The organism is Candidatus Pantoea symbiotica, assembly GCF_056491525.1.
Window position 1 is genome coordinate 179,069 of the sequence record NZ_JBSZHR010000002.1, and the last position, 21,097, is coordinate 200,165.

General features: G+C 55.5%; 18 protein-coding genes. 13 read left to right on the plus strand and 5 right to left on the minus strand.

The features are described from left to right. Positions 1-89: 89 nt before the first annotated feature. Together ACXIZX_RS01430 and ACXIZX_RS01435 are read right to left on the minus strand one after the other, a co-directional pair. Entirely contained in the window at positions 90-1,181 is a 1,092-nt protein-coding gene (locus ACXIZX_RS01430; protein WP_479403478.1) for an ABC transporter ATP-binding protein, read from the minus strand. A gap of 13 nt (positions 1,182-1,194) precedes the next feature. Continuing rightward, on the minus strand, positions 1,195-1,794 hold the full coding sequence (locus tag ACXIZX_RS01435) for an N-acetyltransferase family protein (RefSeq protein ID WP_479403479.1): 600 nt from the start codon (positions 1,792-1,794) through the stop codon (positions 1,195-1,197). A gap of 528 nt (positions 1,795-2,322) precedes the next feature. Between ACXIZX_RS01435 and ACXIZX_RS01440 the strand changes: the two genes are divergently transcribed. From ACXIZX_RS01440 to ACXIZX_RS01455, 4 genes are all read left to right on the plus strand, one after another. Next, positions 2,323-3,666, plus strand: a complete 1,344-nt coding sequence (locus ACXIZX_RS01440) for an ABC transporter substrate-binding protein (protein ID WP_479403480.1) — start codon at positions 2,323-2,325, stop codon at positions 3,664-3,666. Positions 3,667-3,725: 59 nt separating this feature from the next. Then, entirely contained in the window at positions 3,726-4,598 is an 873-nt protein-coding gene (locus ACXIZX_RS01445; RefSeq protein WP_061718332.1) for a carbohydrate ABC transporter permease, read from the plus strand. Further along, a complete protein-coding gene (locus tag ACXIZX_RS01450) occupies positions 4,598-5,413 on the plus strand; it encodes a carbohydrate ABC transporter permease (RefSeq protein WP_061723466.1) in 816 nt (271 codons plus the stop codon). The genes ACXIZX_RS01445 and ACXIZX_RS01450 overlap by 1 nt, the downstream gene beginning before the upstream one ends. A gap of 177 nt (positions 5,414-5,590) precedes the next feature. Then, positions 5,591-6,919, plus strand: coding sequence for a glycoside hydrolase family 28 protein (locus ACXIZX_RS01455; protein ID WP_479403481.1), 1,329 nt, complete (start codon positions 5,591-5,593; stop codon positions 6,917-6,919). A gap of 115 nt (positions 6,920-7,034) precedes the next feature. On the opposite strand, the gene ACXIZX_RS01460 is transcribed toward ACXIZX_RS01455, so the two are convergent. Next, on the minus strand, positions 7,035-8,105 hold the full coding sequence (locus ACXIZX_RS01460; protein WP_479403482.1) for a tartrate dehydrogenase: 1,071 nt from the start codon (positions 8,103-8,105) through the stop codon (positions 7,035-7,037). Between the two features lie 85 nt (positions 8,106-8,190). On the opposite strand from ACXIZX_RS01460, the gene ACXIZX_RS01465 reads away from it, so the two are divergent. From ACXIZX_RS01465 to ACXIZX_RS01480, 4 genes are all read left to right on the plus strand, one after another. Then, complete coding sequence (locus ACXIZX_RS01465; protein WP_479404837.1) at positions 8,191-9,096, plus strand: LysR family transcriptional regulator; 906 nt, start codon at positions 8,191-8,193, stop codon at positions 9,094-9,096. Positions 9,097-9,350: 254 nt separating this feature from the next. Beyond that, positions 9,351-10,772, plus strand: coding sequence for a sodium:solute symporter family protein (locus ACXIZX_RS01470; protein ID WP_179451854.1), 1,422 nt, complete (start codon positions 9,351-9,353; stop codon positions 10,770-10,772). Position 10,773: 1 nt separating this feature from the next. After that, positions 10,774-11,961, plus strand: coding sequence for a sialidase family protein (locus ACXIZX_RS01475; RefSeq protein ID WP_479403483.1), 1,188 nt, complete (start codon positions 10,774-10,776; stop codon positions 11,959-11,961). After that, the gene (locus ACXIZX_RS01480; protein ID WP_479403484.1) at positions 11,958-12,641 is read left to right on the plus strand and encodes an SDR family NAD(P)-dependent oxidoreductase; all 684 of its coding nucleotides are present in this window, start codon (positions 11,958-11,960) and stop codon (positions 12,639-12,641) included. Before ACXIZX_RS01475 ends, ACXIZX_RS01480 begins: the two co-directional genes overlap by 4 nt. A gap of 47 nt (positions 12,642-12,688) precedes the next feature. Here ACXIZX_RS01480 and ACXIZX_RS01485 read toward each other — a convergent pair whose 3' ends face one another. Then, on the minus strand, positions 12,689-14,641 hold the full coding sequence (locus ACXIZX_RS01485) for a sigma-54-dependent Fis family transcriptional regulator (protein ID WP_479403485.1): 1,953 nt from the start codon (positions 14,639-14,641) through the stop codon (positions 12,689-12,691). A gap of 197 nt (positions 14,642-14,838) precedes the next feature. Here ACXIZX_RS01485 and ACXIZX_RS01490 point away from each other — a divergent pair, with 197 nt between their 5' ends. The 5 genes from ACXIZX_RS01490 (at position 14,839) to ACXIZX_RS01510 (ending at position 20,052) form a co-directional block, all read left to right on the plus strand. After that, positions 14,839-15,858 (plus strand): Gfo/Idh/MocA family oxidoreductase, encoded by a 1,020-nt coding sequence (locus ACXIZX_RS01490; protein WP_479403486.1) that lies wholly within the window; start codon positions 14,839-14,841, stop codon positions 15,856-15,858. Continuing rightward, a complete protein-coding gene (locus tag ACXIZX_RS01495) occupies positions 15,858-16,637 on the plus strand; it encodes a TIM barrel protein (protein ID WP_479403487.1) in 780 nt (259 codons plus the stop codon). The genes ACXIZX_RS01490 and ACXIZX_RS01495 overlap by 1 nt, the downstream gene beginning before the upstream one ends. Positions 16,638-16,722: 85 nt before the next feature. Continuing rightward, positions 16,723-17,637 carry a substrate-binding domain-containing protein gene (locus ACXIZX_RS01500; RefSeq protein ID WP_479403488.1) on the plus strand — a complete coding sequence of 305 codons (915 nt, stop codon included), beginning with the start codon at positions 16,723-16,725 and terminating at the stop codon, positions 17,635-17,637. Between the two features lie 198 nt (positions 17,638-17,835). Next, positions 17,836-18,804, plus strand: a complete 969-nt coding sequence (locus tag ACXIZX_RS01505) for a glycosyltransferase family 8 protein (RefSeq protein ID WP_479403489.1) — start codon at positions 17,836-17,838, stop codon at positions 18,802-18,804. Next, entirely contained in the window at positions 18,805-20,052 is a 1,248-nt protein-coding gene (locus tag ACXIZX_RS01510) for an O-antigen ligase family protein (protein ID WP_479403490.1), read from the plus strand. A 44-nt stretch (positions 20,053-20,096) separates the two neighbouring features. Here the strand turns inward: ACXIZX_RS01510 and ACXIZX_RS01515 are convergent, their stop codons facing one another. Next, positions 20,097-21,026 carry a glycosyltransferase family 2 protein gene (locus tag ACXIZX_RS01515; RefSeq protein ID WP_277966391.1) on the minus strand — a complete coding sequence of 310 codons (930 nt, stop codon included), beginning with the start codon at positions 21,024-21,026 and terminating at the stop codon, positions 20,097-20,099. Positions 21,027-21,097 lie beyond the last annotated feature (71 nt).

Sequence of the window (21,097 nt, forward strand, 5' to 3'; positions counted from 1 at the left end):
GAAAAATGCGATAAATCCCCGCACATTCCGTAGCGGCGCGATTTATCGCGCAATAAATTGCGCCGCTACGATAGGATGCGGCTTTTACCTTATCTGAGCCGCAAACCCTGCTCATCAAACAACAAACAATGCTCGGCGCGCAGCTGGTAACTCATCCTCTCGCCAATCGCGTGTTCCGCCACGTTACGCTCCTCAATCACCAGCAGCTTCTCTTCGCCGATATCGAGATAAAGATAATTGGTGTGTCCCAGCATCTCGCTAAACGACAATTCGCCGCTGAAACTCACGGCATCATCGTTGCTGCTCACCGGCTGGAAATGCTCCGGCCGCACGCCCAGCGTGATTTTCTGCCCTTCGCGGCACGGCGCGGCGATCGGCAGCGTCAGCTGATTGATGCCCAACGCTGGCACACGCAACTGCACCGCGCCCGGCGCGATCGCCGCCACTTCGGCATTGAGGAAATTCATCTTTGGCGAGCCAATAAAACCGGCGACAAACAGGTTGTCGGGATCGCGATACAGCGTCATCGGCGCGCCGACCTGCTCAATACGGCCCTGACGCAGCACCACAATGCGATCCGCCAGCGTCATCGCCTCCAACTGATCGTGCGTCACGTAGATCATGGTGTTGCCCAGCGAGGCATGCAGGCGAGCAATCTCAATGCGCATCTGCAAACGCAGCTCAGCATCGAGATTCGACAGCGGCTCATCAAACAGGAATATACGCGGATGGCGGATAATCGCGCGGCCAATCGCCACGCGTTGCCGCTGCCCGCCTGACAATGCACGCGGTAAACGGTCAAGGAATTCAGTGAGATGCAGACGCGCCGCCGTCTTTTGTATCGCCTGTTCAATTTCCGCTTTCGGGCGCTTCATCACCTCCAGCGGATAGGCCAGGTTGCCACGCACCGTCATGTTCGGGTAGAGCGCATAGGACTGAAACACCATGGCGATGCCGCGCTCGGTGGCGTGCTGATCGGTCATGTCGGCGCCTTCAATCAGCAACTTACCGTCGGTGATCTCCTCCAGCCCGGCAATCATGCGCAGCAGCGTGGATTTCCCGCAGCCGGAAGGACCGACAAACACCACGAATTCGCCGCTGTTAATGGTGAGATCGATGCCGTGAATCACGTTCACATTCTCGTAGGACTTCTTAACGTTTTGCAGATGCAGGCTGGTCATGCGATGCCTCGAATCAGAGAAGTTGGCCCATATAAATGGCGTTGCTGCGCATAATCGGCGTGAAGCCGAGGCGCTGATAGAAACCACACACCTGCTCATTCTGTAGGCTGACGCCGAGGTAGACGCCCGGCACGCCTGCAGCACGCAGGTCGTGCAGCAGCTGTTCAATCAGCTTGCGCCCCCAGCCGCCTTGCTGCGCGGCTGGCAGCAGATTGATGTGCAGATGCGCAGGCCACTGCGTCACCAGCTGATCCGCTGCCGCATCGGGCTGATGAATCGCTTCCAGCACTTTACTATCGAGCGCCGCCTGTGGCGCGTAATCGCGATACTGCTGTTGCAGCTTTGGCCACCAATCAGTATTCAGCTTTGCTTCGAAGGCGCGCGTATCGGGCGCGGTAACCGCGTAGCCGACTGCCTCGCCGTGCTGTTCCAGCACATAAGCAAATTCAGGCGCAAAGCGCGCGTAGGGAATGACAAAGCGCAGGCCGGGCAGCGCGGGATCGGAGTAGAGCGCGCTGGCATCGGTCCCGGCATTGGCGGTCTCTAAGCAGATGCGCGACAAGGCGGGGAAATCAGCCTCGCTGGCGCGACGAATAACACCTTCAGCCGTCATGGTGGAGCCTCTGTGGTCAGGAGATGAACAGATTTTACGGTAAAGAAAGCCGACTTAGTTTTCAAGGTGTAATAATTGCGCTGGCGCACAAAGCTGATGCGAACTATAACCACAAAGCATGACGGAACGCCTGACAAACCCACGCGCCACGCCTGTTCACTCGCCAGATGACGACACATTGCCTTTCGCTCTCGTAACGTAATGATAATAACTATAGGATTTTCATATGCTCTATCAGTGAGTTAAAGCGCTTCGTTTGCCTGAGTGATTTATACTGATGCTCAGGCTTTAATCTTCAACGCCGTCTGGTTTGCGCGCTGAATCGCAGCATCCTCTGCTGTTCCAGTGGCTTTTCTTCTTACTCTTTGCACTGTATCACAGAGCAAAAATTCCGCAGTGGCGATGTTTGACTTTCTTTTGTGCATAAAGTAAGTATGAATTATGTGCGTTATCGCTGCTGAATCAACCTGCCGGGAATCGCAGGTGTCGAGATGAAGGGATGCCAGTCATCTGTTGGAGAAACCGAGCATGATGTGTGATTTAACCAATCGTCCTTCCCGTTTGCAAAGCTCACTGCGCACCTTGTCGCGTCTGGTCTCCGCCGGGATTTTGCTCGGTGCGACCATGGCAGCCGCGCAGGCCGTAACCCTGAATGAATGGGATATTTACAACTATCCGCAACAGACCGAAGCGGTAGATGAAGCGGTAAAAGCGTTCCAGCAAAAGAATCCGGGCATTGTGATTCAGCGTTCGGTGCACTCCTTTGAAGACACGCGTATTCCACTCAAGCTGGCGCTGACCGCCGGTGACGGCCCGCAGATTGCGCAGGTGAATCAGGGCGGCGGCGATATGGGCTCGCTGGTGAAAGACAAACTGCTGTGGCCGCTGGATGATTACGCCAAAACCTACGGCTGGACCACACGCTTCCCGGATTCGATCCTGAAACGTAACCGCTGGTCAGATAAACAAGATTTCGGCAGCGGCAAACTCTATGGCGTGGCGAGCCTCGGCGAGATGGTGGGCTTGTACTACAACAAAGCGCTGCTGGATAAAGCCGGTGTCGCGGTGCCTAAAACCTTGCCGGAACTTGAGCAGGCGATGGAAAAACTCAAAGCCGCCGGCACGCCGCCGATGATGCTGGGCCTGCTCGACGGTAACATGGGCCAGCAGCTGCTCAGCACCTTGTGGGAAGCGCAGATTGAGAGCAGCGATCGGAAAAAACTCGACGATCTGATTTACGACGTGGGTGGCACCTTTAAAGACGACAAGCTGGTGAAAGCCGCCAACCTGATGAAAGGCTGGAACGACAAAGGCTATCTGTTCCCCGGTTTCCAGGGCATTGGGCACGATGATGCTGCGACCCTGTTCCAGAATGGTCAGGCGGCGTTCCTGGTAAGTGGAACCTGGTATCTCGGCCAGTTTAAAGACAACAAAGATCTGCACTTTGCCGCGATGCCAGCGGGCGAGGGCGTACAGCATCCGCTGATGGTGGGCGGCACCGATCTGGCGTTCTCCATCACCAGCACCGCTAAAGACAAAGCGCAGCAGGACGCGGCAGCGAAATTTATCGATTACATCGTCTCGGATGAGATGGCAAACCGCTGGTTGAAAGTGGGCTTCCTGCCGGCTGGCACCAGCAAAAATGCGCAGATTCCAGCGGACAACCCGCTGCTGGCGGAAGCGTATCAGGTGTGGGTAACGCTGAATGACAACGATGGTCTCGGCCATTATCTCGACTGGGCCACGCCAACCATGAACGCTGAACTGAATCAGAATGTGCAGCTGCTGTTGGCGGGGCGTCAGACCGCCGATCAGATGGTGATCAACTTCGATAACAACTATCAACGTTACCTGAAAACCCTCAAGCACTGATGACGTTCGGCCCGGCGTAAGTGGCCGGGCCGCGAACAGGCCCGCAAGCGAGTACGGTTATGCTGAATAAATCTGCCTGGCGCAATGCGCTCTATCTTCTGCCCGCGGTGCTGGTGTATGCCGTGTTTCTGCTGCTGCCGCTGCTGGCCTCGTTAGGGATCAGCTTCACTGAATGGGACGGTACCTCGTGGCCGATTTTCATCGGCATGGGCAACTATCTGCGTATGTTCCAGGATCCGGTGTTCTGGGTGGCGCTCGGCAATAACGCCTTGCTGATGCTGTTCTACACGCTGTTTCCGATTGGCGTTGGGCTGCTGCTGTGCAGCTTCCTGTATGAGACGCGCAATAACAAAGAGCGCAGCGTGCTGCGTATTCTCTTCTTCCTGCCGTATATCATGCCGATGGCGGTACTGGGCGTGGTGTGGCGCTGGCTGTATAACCCGGCGTTTGGTCCTATCGATCAGTTTCTGCGCGCCGTCGGTTTGCCGCAGCTGGCGAAGTCATGGCTGGGCGATTTTACCTGGGCGCTGCCCGCCGTGGGCTTTGTCGCCACCTGGTACTTCTTCGGTTTCTGCTTAGTGCTATTTATGGCCGGCTTGCAGCGCATGGATCCCTCACTGCTGGAAGCGGCCGATCTCGATGGCTCATCACGCCGCCAGAAATTTATGCGCATCACGCTGCCGTCGCTGCGTCCCGAACTGCGCATCGCGCTGCTGCTGACGGTGATCGCCAGCCTCAAAGCTTTCGATCTGGTCTACGTGATGACGCAGGGCGGACCGGGCACCTCCACTATGGTGACCAACATCTTTATGTATAAGCAGGGCTTTGATCTGCACTACTTTGGCTATGCCTCCGCCGTGGCGGTGTTCAGTATGCTGATTGTATTGATGATCAACGGCTTAATTCATCTTTGTTTACGGGAGCGTCACTGATGCGCGGCACGCCAACTGTCTCACGCGCGCTGATCTGGATTGTCGCGCTGATGACCATTCTGCCGTTTTTAATGGCGCTGATGACCTCGTTCAAAACCCAGATGGAGCTGTTTCAGGGCGTGTTCACCTTGCCTTCATCAATCAATTTTAAAAATTACATCACCGCGTGGCAGCAGGGACATTTCAACGTCTACTTCATGAACTCGGTGCTGGTGGTGATTCCGGTGGTGATCTGCAGCATCCTGCTCGGCATTCTGGCGGGATTCGGTTTTGCCTGGCTGAAGATCCCCGGCAAAACGGTGGTTGCCGCGCTGCTGGGCCTTGGCATGGTGCTGCCGAGTGAAGCCTTTATTATTCCGCTCTATCACGAGCTGCGCTGGATGGGGCTGACCAATACCTATCTGGCGCTGATTCTGCCGCAAATCGCTTTGTCGCTGCCGTTTACCACACTGATGATCGCCACCGCGTTGCAGCAGGTGCCGCGCGAGCTGGTGGAAGCGGCGGTGATGGATGGTGCATCGCGCCGTAAAATTCTTTGGGGTTTATTGGTACCGGCGATTTGGCCGACGCTGTCTACGCTGGCGCTGCTGCTGTTTATCTGGACGTGGAACGAGTTCCTTATTCCGTTGATTTTGGTGAATAAAGATGAGCTGCGCACCTTGCCGATCGGCATGATGTTTTTCCAGAACAAAAACACCATCGATATTCCGGTGCTGATGGCGGGCGCGATGATTGTCATTCTGCCGTTGGTGGCGGTGTTCCTGGTGTTCCAGCGCAAATTTATCAGCGGCGTCACCGAAGGCGCCGTCAAGTAGAGGTCGCCATGAATGGCGACCCTACAACATCCACACACCACCGTCGTAGGGTCGCCATTAATGGCGACCTTCGTGATGAACGCACGATACATAACGGCACTTATTGTCCACCAGCAAAAGGTTTTGGTCATGCGGCGCGTGCTGCAATAGCGCATCGCCGCTATTCAGGAGAACCGCATGCACGTTTCACTGGCTGATTTCTATCCCATCGCCGATGGCGAAACGCTGGATACTTACTGCTTCCAGCGCGCTTTAAATCATCTGGCATCGCGCGGCGGCGGCACTTTGTCGGTGCCGCCCGGTCGCTATCATCTCGGCACGCTGACGCTGGGTTCCAACATCAATCTGCATCTCGAAGCGGGCGCCACGTTGCTCGCCAGTTCCCGCATTGAGGATTATCAGCAGCAGCTGGCGCAGAGCCAGGCTGAACTGTCACAGCATGTGCTGATCTACGCCGCCGGACAGCGCAATATTCGCATCAGTGGCAAAGGGGTGATCGACGGTAACGGCGATGCCTGGTTTGCCGCAGAAAAGGACGATCAGGGTTATCGTCTGCCGCGTCCGCAGCGCCCGCGCATCGTGGTGTTTGAGGATTGCGAGCAGGTGACGCTGGAAGATTTCACCATCATTCAGGCGCCGATGTGGACGGTACATTTGGTGAGTTGCCGCCATGTGCACGTCGATCATCTCACCATCGATAACAGCATGAGCATGCCAAACACCGATGCGCTGGATATCGACAGCTGTGAAGCGGTGTTTGTCAGCAATAGCTACCTGAGCGCGGCCGATGACGCCATCTGCATCAAAACTACTCAAAAACCCGCGCATCTGCGGCGTGCCGCGCGACAAATCATGATCAGCAACTGCCTGCTGCGTTCTTACAGCTGCGCGTTCAAAATCGGTACCGAAACCTTCGACGACGTGGAAGATGTCACCGTCTCCGGCTGCACCATCTTTGATTCCAACCGCGCGATTGGCTTGCTATCGCGCGATGGCGGCCAGTTCCGCCGTTTGCTGTTCAGCAATATCACGCTGGCCTGCCGCCACGCGCCGCCGTGTCATTGGGGTAAAGCCGATGCACTGTTTGTTTCAGTGCGCGCGCGCGATCCGGCGATAGTGCCGGGCAGCATCGAGCAACTGCAATTCAGCAACGTCAGCGGTGTGATGGAAGGAGCAATTAACCTGCATGCGGAACAGCCGGGGCAGATTCGTGATGTGATGCTGGCGAATGTGCAACTGCGGCAAGTGGTGGCGGCAGGCGCGGATCAAGGGCATTACGATGTGCGCCCGCCGTGTAACCCCGAATCGCCGACCGGCATGGGTTTGGACAATGCGTATAAACTGGATAGCGCATCGGGTTTAGCGTACGGCGTTGCTGCTTACCCGGATGGATTGCCGGGCGTGTTTGCACGCGGCGTGGAGAACCTGCAGTTGCATAACGTGGTGATTGCGCGCCCGCAACCGTTGCCGCACGACTGGCATGCGGAAACGGTGCAGATTTCGTAGGGTGCGTACCTGTAATTGAGGTCGCCATAAATGGCGACCCTACGACGGGATGGTGCGAATTTTTGACATCGTAAAACAGGTTTTCGTAGGGTGCGCATTTATGCGCACCTGGATGTTACAGCGCCTGAGCGATGGCCGCGCCAAGCTCCTCGGTTGACGCGTTGCCGCCGAGGTCACGCGTCAGGCTGTTGCCCGCTGCCAGCGTGCGCTCGATGGCATCTAACACCGCCGCGCCCGCTTTGGCATAGCCCAGATGCTCCAGCATCATCGCGCCACACCAAATCTGGCCAATCGGGTTGGCCACGCCTTTACCGGCGATATCTGGCGCCGATCCATGCACCGGCTCAAACAGGCTTGGGAATTTGCCTTCCGGATTGATGTTGGCCGAAGGCGCGATGCCGATGGTGCCGGTACAAGCTGGGCCGAGATCCGACAGGATGTCGCCAAACAGGTTGCTGGCGACCACCACATCGAACCAATCCGGATGCAGCACAAAGTTAGCGGTGAGAATATCGATATGATATTTATCGACTTTCACTTCAGGATAGCTCGGTGCCATCGCTTCCACGCGGCTGTCCCAATACGGCATGGTAATGGCGATGCCGTTGGATTTAGTCGCGGATGTGAGGTGTTTTTTCGGGCGCTTCTGCGCCAGTTCGTAGGCAAATTTCAGGATGCGATCGACGCCAACGCGCGTCATCACCGTTTCCTGAATCACCACTTCACGATCGGTGCCGGGGAACATGGTGCCGCCCACCGACGAATATTCGCCCTCGGTATTTTCACGCACCACGTAGAAATCGATATCGCCGGGCTGACGATTGGCCAGCGGCGCTTTGACGCCCGGCATCAGACGCACCGGGCGCAGATTGACGTACTGATCAAACTCGCGACGGAATTGCAGCAGCGATCCCCACAGCGACACGTGATCCGGCACCACATCCGGCCAGCCCACCGCGCCAAAGTAGATGGCATCGAACTGGCTGAGCGTGGCGAACCAGTCATCGGGCAGCATTTTGCCGTGCTGCTGCCAATATTCGGCGCTGGCGAAATCAAACCATTGCCACTCCAGCGCAATATCAAATTTCTTTGCCGCTGCATCCATCACGCGGATGCCTTCAGGCATCACTTCTTTGCCAATGCCATCGCCAGGGATGACGGCGATTTTATAGGTTTTGCCGCTCATAGGGTTTCTCGCAGGTTGCTGTTGATGTTCTGTACGCAGTATAACCATGCATCTGTGGGAAATAATTAGCCTGAGCGATAAGCCAATGTTGAATAAAAGTAGAGAATCGCGCACTTCAACCGACGATCTGGCGTTCTTCGTGCGCGTGGCGGCGCTGGACAGCTTAACCGCCGCCGCACGCGAACTTGGCTTATCGCTTCCGGCGGTGAGTAAGCGCCTGAGCCAGCTGGAGCAGCGGCTGGGCGTGCAACTGCTTAAGCGCACCACGCGGCGGCTGGAGCTGACGGCGGAGGGCAAACGCTATCTGGAGGGTGCGCGTCCGCTGCTCGATCAACTGGCGGAACTGGAGGAATCGGTGAGCAGCCAAACCTCGGTGCTGCGCGGCTCGCTCAACATCAACGCCTCTTTCGGCTTTGGACGGCGTCACGTCGCACCTTGCGTGTCGCGCTTTGCCGCGCTGCACCCCGAATTGGCGATGAGTTTGCAGCTCAGCAGCCAGCCGCTCAATTTTCTCGATGCGCGCGTGGACATCGATATCCGCGTCGGTGAGCCGCCCGATGCGCGACTGATTGCGCGTAAGCTGCGCACTAATCCGCGCGTGCTGTGCTGCTCACCTGCGTACGCCGCGCGCCACGGCATGCCGACAAGCATCGCCGCGCTAGCACAGCACAACTGCATTTTACTGCGCCAGTTCGACAGTGATTTCGCGCTATGGCGCCTGGGTGATGGCATACAGCAGCTGACGCAAAAGGTGCGCGGCAGCTTAATCACCAACGATGGCGAAGTGGCAATGCAAATGGCTTTAGATGGGCATGGCATTCTGCTGCGTTCGTGGTGGGATGCGCAGCACAGCATCAAACGCGGTGAACTGCTGCATGTGCTGCCAGAGTGGAGCGCCACTGATGGCGACATTTTTGCCGTCTGGCAGCCGCAGCGTCAGCTGCCGGTACGCATCAGCGCGTTTGTTGATTTCCTGCAGACGGAGCTGTAATTAATAAGTCTATTTTGATTATTTATAATCATCATTGATGATTTGTGAGCAGCATCAAACAAATTCAGCCCTGTTTATCCTATAAATTGCCTCCATTATGCGTAAATTCATTCTTGTTTGAGCGAAATGAATCATAAGCGTAAGTGGGGTGGCGAAGTGCATAGACACGCGTTAATAACAACATCGGCCACCTCATCAACGGAACGCGTGAAGCCCAGCGCGTTCCACGACCCTACGTTATCGATGAGGCTGAAATGAAACAATTCTCTACAGAAGGGATGGTGATTATCGTCGGGATTGTCATCGCGTACATCCTGTTCACCACCTGGCTCACCTGGCGCCTGCGCAGTAAAAACAGCGGTGATTTTATGGCCGGATCCAATGTGATGCCGGCTTTTGTGGTGGGCGTGATGTTGATGTCGGAATACATCGGCGCTAAATCCACCATCGGCACGGCTCAGGCGGCCTTCGAGGATGGCTTTGCCGCGTCATGGTCGGTGATTGGTGCCGCCATCGGTTTCCCGCTGTTTGGTTTTCTGCTGGTAAAACGCATCTACAACACCGGCAAAATCACTATCTCTGCGGCGATCGCTGAGCGTTATGGCAACTCAACCAAAAACATCATCTCGCTGATCATGATCTATGCACTGCTGCTGGTTAACGTTGGTAACTACGTGAGCGGTGCGGCGGCGATCTCCACGGTGCTCAACCTCGATCTCACCACCGCAGCGGTGATCACCGCGATCGTCAGTACGTTCTACTTTATGTTCGGCGGCATGAAAGGCATCGCCTGGGTCACGCTGCTGCACAGCGGACTGAAATATATCGGTATTCTGATCATTCTCGGCGTGGCGCTGCACATGACCGGCGGCGTTAGCCCGATGATCAAAGAGATGCCGCATTTCTACTGGACGTGGGATGGCAACGTCGGCGGCAGCACCATCTTCGCCTGGATGATTGGTACCATCGGCTCGATCTTCTGTACGCAGTTTGTGATTCAGGCGATTGCCTCAACCAAAAGCGCCGAGTCCGCCAAACGTGCGACCTGGGTGGCGTTCTTCTTCTGCATGCCGATTGCCATTGCCATCGCGCTGATTGGCGTGGCGGCGAAATACCTGCATCCCGATATCAAAAGTCTCTATGCGTTGCCGGTGTTCCTGCAGGATATGAGCCCGTGGCTGGCGGGGATTGTCACCACCTCATTAGTGGCATCGATCTTTGTCAGCGTCAGCACCGTAGCGCTGGCGATTGCCTCGCTGGTGGTGAAAGATTTCTACGTGCCCTATCGCAATCCGACGCCGGAGCGCGAGTTCCGCATGACGCGCTGGCTGTCGCTGCTGATAGGTTTCCTGCCGCTGATTTTCGTGCTGTTCGTGCCGGAAGTGTTGAAGCTCTCATTCTTCACCCGCGCCATTCGTCTGTCGATTTCAGTGGTGGCAATCATCGCCTTCTATCTGCCGTTCTTTAAAAGCACGCGCGGCGCTAATGCCGGCCTGATTGGTGCCTGCGTCATGACTTCGGTGTGGTATCTGCTCGGCGATCCTTTTGGTATCAACAACATGTATGTGGCGCTGGTCACGCCTGCGGTGATCATGGTGATTGACCGCCTGATCCCGTCAAGCCAAGCCCATGACAAAAAAGCCCCGAAATCTTCAATGCAAAACAGTGGAGCCTGAAATGAGTGATGTAACCCTTACCGTTGTTCGCAGCGGTAACCTCTCTCCGCACGCGCAGGATGCGCAACAGCTCACGGCGATGCTGCCTTCGGTCTGCCCGCAGAACCACGCGGCGAATCTGCTGCCATTGCCCAATGGCGACCTGCTGTGCGTATGGTTTGGTGGCACGCAGGAGGGGATCGCCGATATTTCGGTGTGGTGCTCGCGGCTGGAAAACGGCAGCACGCAGTGGAGCGAGGCGCAAAAGCTGTCGGACGATCCCACGCGATCCGAGCAGAATCCGGTGCTATTCCTCGATCCCGAACAGGTGCTTTGGCTGCTGTGGACGGCGCAGAAGTCCGGCAATCAGGACACCGCGATTGTGCGCTACCGTCAGTCACGTGATTTCGGCCGCAGCTGGGGCGCCATCGACACTTTGCTTGATCAGCCCGGCACCTTTATTCGCCAGCCGATTGTGGTGCTGCCAAACGGTAACTGGCTGCTGCCGGTGTTTTATTGTCGTACGCAGCCAGGCGTGAAATGGGTGGGTAACGATGATATCAGCGCGGTGAAAATCTCCAGCGATAAAGGCCAAAGCTGGCGCGATGTTGCGGTGCCAGACAGCCTGGGCTGCGTGCATATGAACATTACGCTGCTGCAGGATGGCAGCTTGCTGGCGCTGTATCGTAGCCGCTGGGCCGATTTCATCTATCAAAGCCGTTCGACCGACGGCGGTGAAAGCTGGAGCGCGCCGCTGGCGACTGACCTGCCAAACAACAACTCGTCGATTCAGGTCACGACGCTGCGCAACGGCCATCTGGCGCTGGTGTTTAATGCCATGAGCGCCAAAGATGCCAGCGAGCGCCGCTTATCGCTGTATGACGAAATTGAAGATGAAGAGGATGACCGCGATGTGGCGGTGGCGGCCGAGCCGGTGGTGCACAGCGGACGCACCGCATTTTGGGGCGCACCCCGCGCGCCAATGACGCTGGCGATTTCCGCCGATGGCGGCAAAAGCTGGCCATGGCAGCGCAATCTCGACGAGGGCGACGGCTACTGCATGACCAATAATTCGCAGCAAAAGCTTAACCGCGAGTTCTCTTATCCAAGCATCAAGCAGAGTGACGATGGCGCGCTGCATGTGGCTTACACCTATTATCGTCAGGCGATTAAATACGTGCGCGTCGATGAAAGCTGGGTGAAAGGATGAGCAGGCCGCGACACGCGCTGGTGACGGGCGTCAGCTCTGGCATTGGCGCGGCCATCGCCGATCACCTATTGCAACAATGTTGGCAGGTGACCGGTTTTAGCCGCACGCCGGTGCAGAAAGATCATCCGGCGTTCACCTCGGTTAGCGTGGATTTGTTGGATGCCAATTTGCTCAAACAGGCGCTACTGGCGCTGCCAAAGGTGGATGCGCTGGTGCACGCCGCAGGCATGATGGCGGCTGCGCCGCTTGGTGAGTTGGATGAGGAGCAGAGCGCGCGTTTGTGGTACCTGCACGTGCAGGTGGCGCAGATCATGGCGAATGCCTTGCAGCCGCAGATGGCGCAGGGCGATCGTATCTTGCTGATTGGCAGCCGCACGTCACGCGGCGCGGCGAATCGCAGCCAGTACGTGAGCACCAAGGCGGCAATGGTGGGCATGGCACGCAGCTGGGCGGCGGAACTGGCACCCAAAGGCATCACGGTGAATGTGATTGCGCCGGGCGCGACGGAGACGCCCATGCTGCTGCAGCCCGGCCGCGCCAGTTCACCGCCAAAGCTGCCGCCGATGGGGCGCTATATCAGGCCAGAGGAAGTGGCGGCGCTGGCGGGATTTGTGCTGTCGCCGGCCGCTGATGCGATCACCGGTCAGGAGTTGGTGATCTGTGGTGGGGCGTCGTTGTAAGTTGTGCGGTTGAAAACCAGGTCGCCATAAATGGCGACCCTACATAATCAGCGCCGCAATTCCGCCACATCCACCTGCCACTGATTCAGCTTGTTATACAGCGCGGTGCGCGAAATCCCCAGCAGCTGCGCGGACTGGCGCAGGTTGCCTTTCTGCTCGCGCACCACCTGCATCACATGCTGGCGCTCATTCTCCTGCAGCGAGCTCAATTCGCTGGCGACAGGCGCGTTACGCTGCACCATCTCTTCCGGCAGATCGTGGCGATCAATCTCCAGTCCTTCACACAAATTCACCATGCGCTCGACCAGATTCTCCAGCTCGCGCACGTTGCCGGGCCAGTGCCACGCCTGTAAACAGCTCATTGCCTCGGCGGAGAGCTGCGGTGCGATGCGCTTTAATCGGGTGCAGAGCGCCTGAATAAAGGTATTCACTAGGCCGGGAATATCCTCCTGACGCTCGCGCAGCGGCGGGATCTCAAGCGAAATCACATTCAGGCGATAGTAGAGATCGCGGCGGAACGCGCCTTTCTCCACCGCGTCAAGCAGATTGCAGTGGGTGGCGGCGATCATACGCACGTTAACCTTGATGGGATGCGCCGCGCCGATTCTCACCACTTCGCCTTCCTGCAGCACGCGCAGCAAGCTGGTTTGCGCCTCGAGCGGCATCTCGCCAATCTCATCAAGGAACAAGGTGCCGCCATCCGCCAGCTCAAATTTGCCCGCCGAGCCGCCGCGCCGCGATCCGGTAAAAGCGCCGTCGACATAGCCAAACAGTTCGCTCTGCACCAAATCACGCGGCAGCGCGCCACAGTTGAGCGCGATAAACGCTTCCTGCTGGCGCGGGCTGGCGTTGTGAATCGCCTGCGCGAACAGTTCTTTACCGGTGCCGCTTTCGCCGGTTAATAGCACGGTGCTGTCAGAGCGGCTGCTGGCGCGCGCTTTATGAATCGCTTGCAGCACGCGCGGCGCGTGCCCGCGAATCATCTCAAACGTGTAGCTGGCGCCCACGCCCATCACACGGCGCGTAATGGCGCGGATACGCTGGTTTTCGCGCAGCGACAGCACGCGGCCGCCGTCGGGCGCGGGCATTAGCGAAATCAGGCAGGAAAGGGGATTGATGCCATCCGGCATAAACTGCAGCTCGCGGTCATTGCAAAACGGCATGGTGAGCAGCGATCCGCCCTGCGGTTGCAGCAGCACGTCGATCGGCCCGGCGTTGGGATCGAGGCCGCTAAAGATCTGGCGGGCATAGCGATTCAGCGTTTTGATGCGGCCGTGGCGATCGCAGACGATCACGCCTTCGTTTAGGGTTTCGAGGATCGACTGCTGCTCGGCCAGCAAACGGCGCAGCATCAATTGCTGACCGACCGCTTCCGCTGCCGCCTGCACCGTGCCGAGCGTGTGCGCATTGAAGTTGTCGGGCGTGGCGGTCAACGTGAGTACGCCCAGCAGCTGGCCGCTGGCATCGCGCACCGGTGCGGCGGCGCACTGGCGATGGCGTTTGCGCAGATCGAGCTTCCAGTTCTCGCCGCTCAGCACATACACCAGCCGCTGCTCAATCAGGCAGCGCGCGGTGCAGTTGGTGCCGAGTACCTCTTCGCGCAGGATGCTGCCGACCGGCGTCAGATCCGCGCCGCAGAAATGTAGCGTCACGCCTTGCGCATCGGTCAGATTGATGTGGCCATCCGGGTTATACGCCAGCAGGTTCTCCATGATGCTGCGCGCTGCGAGGATCAACTCGGCGTTGTGCTCAAGGATCGCCGCCAGTTCTGCAGCGGGCGGAGAGACATAGGCAAAGGTGGCGGGATCGATCGCGCGCTGCTGCGATCGCTGCCACGACTGCAAAATGCTGTGCCGCATCCAGCCAGGCTGTTCGCCGCGTTCGAAGCTGTGCCAGCCCTGCCACAACAACGTATCCCATTCACCCACCTCGGCGCTGTCTGGCAAGCTGAAGATCGGATCGCTTTCATCTTTAAACGGCAAACGCTCACTGGCACGCATGGGACACTCCTGACCAGGATGGAATGTCCATTTTATTGACATGTGAAGTTGACATGTAAATTTTGTTGCCAGATTGTGAGCTATATCTGTGTTATGCCTCACATAAAGCGGCGGATTGCAGTTGGCATCGCCTTTGCACTACAGATTGCACATCCCTGCGCTCGAATGAGCACATCCAAAACAAAAAGGAATAGGTCATGACATTTCATCTTAAGCCAGTACGCGTCGGCCTGATTGGCGCCGGACGCATGGGCAGCTTCCACGCGGAAAATCTGGCCTGGCGCGTGCCGGGAGCGATCCTGGCGGCGGTGGCCGATCCGCAACCGGGCGCGGCCGAAGCGCTGACCAACAAGCTGGGCGTCGCCAAAGCCTACAGCGATCTGCATGCGCTGCTGCAAGATCCAGAGATTGAAGCGGTGGCGATTGCCGCGCCGGCGCGTACGCACGCCGAATGGGTGATCGCAGCCGCCAAGGCCGGCAAGCATGTGTTCTGCGAAAAGCCGATGGCGGTAACGCTGGATGAGGCGGATCGCGCGATTGCTGCCGCGAAAGCGGCTGGCGTGGTGTTGCAGGTCGGTTTTAACCGCCGCTTTGATTCAGGTTTTGCGGCGGCGATCGCCGCAGTGAAAGCAGGTGAGAATGGCACAACGCAGCTGAGCCGATCGCTGACGCGCGATCCCGGCCTGCACGATCCTTCGCGCATCCCGCAGTGGACGATCTTCCTCGAAACGCTGATTCACGATTTCGACACGCTGTTGCATTTCAACCCTGGCGCGAAGCCGGTGGAAGTCTATGCGCTGGCCGATGCGCTGGTGCGTCCGGATTTCAAAGACAAAGGCTTGCTCGACACTTCGGTGGTCACCATTCGCTTTGATAACGGCGCGATTGCCACCGCTGAAGCCAACTTCCAGGCGGTATATGGCTACGACGTGCGCGGCGAGGTGTTCGGCAGCAAAGGCATGCTGCAGGCGGGCCACATCAACGTTAACAACTGCGTGCGCTATCACCAGGATGGCATCGCGATTGAAACCTCACGCATGGATTCAGACCTGCTGCGTGAAGCCTATGTGGCGGAGATGGCGGAATTTGCCCGCTGCATTCGCAGTGGCGAGATGCCGCGCGCTACCGGTGAAGATGCGCGAAACGCGCTGGAGATCGCGCTGGCCTGTATCAACTCGGTGCAGCAGCAGCAGCCGATCAAATTGGGAGGTCGCTAATGGCCGGTTATCAGCTATCGGTTTGTGCCGAAATGGTGTTTCTCGATCTGCCATTCGTCGAGCGCGTGAAACGCATTCATGAGCTGGGATTTGGCGTCGAAATCTGGGGCTGGGTCAACAAAGATATCGATGCGCTGGCAGCAACCGGCGCGCGTTTCACCTCAATGACCGGCTACCTCAGCGGCAACCTGACCGATGATGACGAGATCCAGCAGCTGCTGCAAAGTGCCGAAGCGTCGCTGGCGGTAGCCGAACGGCTCAACTGTCCGGCATTAAACCTGCACGGCACCGGCCTGGATGACAAAGGTTTGCCGGTAAAACCGGTTGAAGTGGTGACCGGCGCGATGTGGCTGAAAGCCGCCGATACGCTGCGCAAGGTGGCGCAGCTGGGTGAGCGCGCCGGACGCGTCTTTACGCTGGAGAACCTCAACTTGCCGGTTGATCATCCCGGCACGCCGTTCGCACTGGCGGCCGACACGCTGGCGCTGGTGGAAGCGGTTAATAGTCCAGCGCTAAAGATGAACCTCGACCTGTATCACGCGCAGATCGGCGAAGGCAATTTGATCGAACTGATTCGCCGCTGTGGTTCGGCGATTGGGGAGATTCAGGTGGCCGATGTGCCGGGGCGTCAGCAGCCGGGTACCGGTGAGATTAACTATCGCGCCATCGCCCGCGCGCTGCACGATGTCGGCTATCAGGGCACTGTGGCGCTGGAAGGCTGGGCCAGCGGCGAAAGTGGTGCCGCGCTGCAGCAGTTCCGCGATCACTTCACGCTTTAACGGTTCCACCGCCGGGTATTTGCCTGTTGCCCGGCGTTAACTCGATGAAATAAATAATAATATCTCAACCCTACAGGACTAACCCATGAACATCAGAAATGTGATGCTGTGCCTCTGCGCGCTGCTGCTCAGTCTGAGCGTGAGCGCTAAAACCTTTACCGTCGGCGTAGCGCTGGCGAACTTCGATCTCAACTTCGTTTCGATTCTGCGCACCCAGATGCAGGAGGAACTGAAAGCCAATCAGCTCAACAGCCAGTTTGTCGATGCCAAAGGCGATGTGGCGCTGCAGGTGCAGCAAGTAGATGATTTTGTGAATCAGGGCGTCGATGCCATCATCCTCAATCCGGTGGATACCCAAGGCGTATTGCCGATGATTACCGCAGCGAAAAACGCCGGCATTCCGCTGATCTTCGTCAATCGTAAGCCAGAAGTGAAGTTGCCCACCGACATGGCGTATGTCGGTTCAGACTCGGCGTTAGGCGGCGAAATGCAGATGGAAGCACTGGCGAAGAAGATGAACTACAAAGGTAACGTAGCGATTCTGATGGGCGCGTTGTCGAACGAAGAAGCGCGCGAACGCACCCGTGCGGTGGAAGCGGTGATCGCTAAATACAAAGATATGAAGGTGATTGAGAAGCAGAGCGCCAAATGGCAGCGCAACGAAGCGGTGGATGTGGTGTCGAGCTGGCTGCTGAACCAGCGTCCGATTGACGCTATCGCGGCGAATAATGATGAGATGGCGATTGGTGCCATCATGGCGCTCAACCAGGCGAAGAATGAGAAGATTTTGGTCGCCGGTATCGACGGCACGCCGGATGGTCAGCAGTTCGTGAAGAACGGCAAAATGACGCTGACGATTTTCCAGGATGCAAAAGGGCAGGCGACCGGCGCGGTGCAGGTGACTAAAGCGCTGCTGGAGAAACAGAAAGTGCAGGAGTTTAACTGGATTCCTTATCAAACCATTACGCCTGAGAACTACGCGCAGTTCGCCGCGAAATAACCTTTTTAGCTGACGAAAACTCTCCTGCTTGCAGGAGAGTTTTACGCTGGAAACCAGATTTATTCTCCCTCCACTTCGCTTTATTTGCCTAACTCTGACTGATAAACTCCGGCTGCAACCAGAATCGCTTCTGGTTAATAATTGCTCAGGCATGATGCATTGACAGAACGCACGCGTTCACCCGGAGAAAAGTGCAGGATGGATAAAGACATTCTCAAGACCATTAATTCTCAGCACCTTTTCCCCGCGCAAAGCGACCGGCATATTTTTTTTGGTGTTGATGGTAAATTCATCGCCCACTCGCTGATTACCATCATGTCGATAATCAAACATGCCGATGATGCGCGTTATCACTTTCATCTTATCTCTTCGGAAATCTCCGCAATTGATACTGCGCGTCTGGAAAAAATATTCGCCGGACAGTCACATGGATTAACGCTGCATCATATTCAGGACAGTCTGTTTAGTGCTTTCCCCACTACAGAGCTGTTCACTCGCGCGACCTATTATCGTTTTCTCGCTCCGCTTATATTGCCTCATGCCGAGAAACTGCTTTATCTCGATGCGGATATGGTTTGTCTGAATCCTCTCGACGAATTATGGCAAATTGCCATGCCATCCGAGGTGATTGCCCTGGTTGTTGGTGAGATTGCAGCACTGCAAGCGCAGTTGGCTGAAAATGTTGGCCTGCGTGGAAAACGCTACTTTAATGCTGGCATGATGCTGATTGATGTTCAAAAGTGGAACCGAGAGCAGGTGAGTGAACGCGCTTTTAATTTGCTCAGCGAAACGGGAAAACAGTTCCAGTATCTTGATCAGGATGCGTTAAATACGTTGCTTGAAGATCGTGTGATATTTACGGAAGCTCGCTTTAATACCATTAACATGCTCTCACACGATGATAACGGTTATACGCAGGATGTGCCGCATAATACCTGCTTATTGCATTACGCTGGTGCTGATAAACCCTGGCAACAGTGGAATCAACAACACGTTGGCCATTACTATCGCGATCTTTATCAGATTTCACCGTTGGCAGATGTTCCTTTCGAAGCACCTAAAAACGCGCAGCAAGCGAAGAGAATGTATAAATATTTATTCCGTAGCCATCAACGGTTATCGGCACTCTATTGGCGCATTAAGTATTTTAAAATGAGGTATTTTTGAGTGCAGACTTTACGTTTAAAGCCGCTGCTAACCGAAAACAATGTATATCAGCTTTGCTTTCTGTTGTTGACTATGGCGTTTGCGACCTCGTTAGTTATTCCGGCATACCCTAAGAAAACATTCTATCTGGTCGGTTATTTAACGCTGTTTTTTCTGCTTGCTCAGGGAATAAAAAGAAAATTCGTACTGGATAAGAGTGCTTTTATCGTCGCCATTCCCATTTTGCTCTTGGGCTTAGTCAGGGTGATTTGGTCGCGTATTTATGCCGATGCGTATTTCAGTGATGTGGTGGATAACTATTTTCAGGGCGGGAAACTCTTCATTATCTCCGCTTTTGTAAGCTATTTTTTCATCGCATGGCGTCATTGTCTGTCAGAGAAAGTCTTGCGCATTAGCGTGTGCCTGTTGATTTTTGGTTTACTGCTGACGCTTGGCGCCGCTTTTTATGAGCACGCTCAGACACAGCAACGTATTAGATTACTCACAGATTCAGCCGGTACCGTTTCGTACCTGATCACGGCATTGGCTTTAACTGCACTGTTTATTGTCAATAAGGTGATCGTTCGCCGTCTTAATCAAATTCTGCTGTTCACGGCTATCTTTGTGGTGAATATGCTGCTGATGTTCCTCACTGAATCTCGTGCGGCGGTATTGGTGTTGCCTGTTTTATACCTGCTATGTTTCTATCTGGTTCATCGCTGGGCGGGAAAATATTCACTGGTGATTCTAGTGCTACTCATTGCTGGTGGCCTGTTCTTGATGCCAAGCTCTATTATGCATCGCCTGGACAACATCCAGAACGAGATCGATAGTTATCAAAAAAATAATGACACCTCGATTGGCGCACGTTTCTCGATCTGGAAAAGCGGCTATCACAGCGTTTCCTGGTCGCTGCTGGGGCAAAGTCCGGATGACAGAACGGATAAAGCACGCGCTTATATTAAAGCCAATGAACGTGCTAATCCTGAAGCCTATAAAAATGTCATGTATCACTTGCATGATGACTTATTAGAAACGCTTTCGCTGCAAGGGATCGCCGGTGCCGTCACCCTGATTATTTTTTATGTTGGGTTGATTATGGTGGCTATACGGCGTCAGGCATTGGATGTCGCGCTGCTGCCTGTTTCCATTTTTATTTTCGGTTTAACTGATACCGTATGGATACAAAGCAGTTCGGTGTTTATTCTGATGGCCTCGATTATTATGAGTTATGCGCTGATACAGCGTAAACCCATAACTAATAAATAGACTTGGTAGGGTCGCCATTTATGGCGACCGCTTTCATCAACGCCTCAAGCCATTCCCCGCAACTTCATCTTCAGAAACTTTTTCTTCAGGCTAAATCTGACTTTACTGTCCATCATAAATGAAGCGAAAGGCACGTTTTCTATTGCCCGCTTCACGACGCCTTTTTCATGCTCATCACTGATTAACGGATAAAACTTATGTGCCAGATTGATCCAATGGCAAGCGAGCAAGTTACGGTATTTTTCACCTAACACAGCATCCATCTGTTGCGTGGCTTTAATCAGCATCGATATTTTATTGGCATCCAGCGCGCTGGAGAGGCTTTGACCCCGTTTAAAATAAAGATAAGGCCCATATTTTGCTAAAGAGATCTTTTCACTGGCTTTCAGGATAGAAGGAAATAAATACGCATCTTCATAGCAGGTGAAATCGGGAAAGTGATTATCGGCAAACAGCGATCGTCTAATAAACTGACCAATGAAGTGCGCCTGAATATCGCGATGGATAAGGAATTTTTCAATCACCTGATGCTGCGATAAGGCAGTAACCTGCAAACCGTTCCACATTAGCGGCTGCGGCTTACTTTCATAAACTTCATTCAGCGGCGCCAGCAGAATATCGGGTTGTTGTGCCTGCAAAAACCGCACGATGTCAGCAAAGGCGTGCGGCAGAAGCTGATCGTCGCCATCCAGCATAGTGACATAGTGGCCGCTGCATTTGCTGACGCCAAAATTTCTTACCTTGCCGATGTTACGGAGCATCACGTCAAAGATTTTCACATGGCTGAATGAAGCGGCAAAGGTATGCAGCAACTCACCGGTATTGTCCGTGGATGAGTCGTTCACCAAAATAATCTCGACAGCATCCTCAACGCCCGTGCAGGCCTCTTTAAGGCTGTTTAATGTCTCGGCAATATACTTTTCGCAATTATGAGCCGTGACCAGGACGCTGAGCGTGCAGGGTGAATCCATCATTAGCCTCTATCCGTTAACAGCCTGTGTGGCGAACAAGTCTATCGTTTTCTGTGCTGAAGGGAATGAAATTG